We start from the raw sequence: 1,018 nt of genomic DNA on the forward strand, positions 1-1,018 counted from the left end.
GAGCAGGCCGCCGTCGAGCCCGAGCTCCGACACCCCCGCCCCCGACGAAGGACCGGATGCGCTCGCTGCGCACCCGGCTGGCCCGCTCCAACGGCGCGATCGGCAAGGGCCTGCTCGCGCTGCTGTCGCAGGGCAAGCTCTCCGAGGAGGACTGGGAGGAGGTCGAGGACACCCTGCTCGTCGCCGACCTGGGCATGGAGCCGACGACCGAGCTCGTCGACTCGCTGCGCGAGCACGTCTCCGTCGACGGCACGACCGACCCCGAGGTCGCCAAGGACTGGCTCTACGCCGACCTGCTGCGCCTCGTCGACCCGACCATGGACCGCGGCCTGGCCGCCTCGCGCGTCGACGGTCGCCCCGCCTGCATCCTCGTCGTCGGGGTCAACGGCACCGGCAAGACGACGACCGTCGGCAAGCTCGCCCGCGTGCTCGTCGCCAACGACCGCGACGTCGTGCTCGGAGCGGCCGACACCTTCCGCGCCGCGGCGGCCGACCAGCTCGAGACCTGGGCGCCCGGGTCGGCGTCCCGACGATCCGCAGCGACCGTGAGGGCGCGGACCCCGCGGCCGTGGCCTTCGACGCGGTCAAGGCGGCCGCGGACACCGAGGCCGACGCGGTGATCGTCGACACCGCCGGTCGCCTGCACAACAAGGTCGGCCTCATGGACGAGCTGGCCAAGGTCAAGCGCGTCATCGAGAAGCAGACCCCCATCGACGAGGTGCTCCTCGTCCTCGACGCGACGACCGGGCAGAACGGCCTGGCCCAGGCGAAGATCTTCGCCGAGGCCGTAGACGTCACCGGTGTCGTGCTCACCAAGCTCGACGGCACGGCCAAGGGCGGCATCGTCGTCGCCGTGCAGCGCACGCTCGGGGTGCCGGTGAAGCTCGTCGGCCTCGGCGAGGGGCCGGACGACCTCGCGCCCTTCGTGCCGGAGGCCTTCGTCGACGCCATCGTCGGCTGATCCGGCAGCACCACGACGACGAAGGGGGGCGCCCCGACAACCTCGTCATCCGCACCC

1 pseudogene is annotated in these 1,018 nt (G+C 72.8%); it reads left to right on the forward strand.

Annotated elements, in window-relative coordinates:
• Positions 1 to 961 (forward strand): annotated as a pseudogene (gene ftsY / locus AC2W7J_RS18415) (signal recognition particle-docking protein FtsY); the annotation flags it as partial.
• Positions 962 to 1,018 lie beyond the last annotated feature (57 nt).

The organism is Janibacter sp. CFPM2_SD2 (assembly GCF_057364645.1).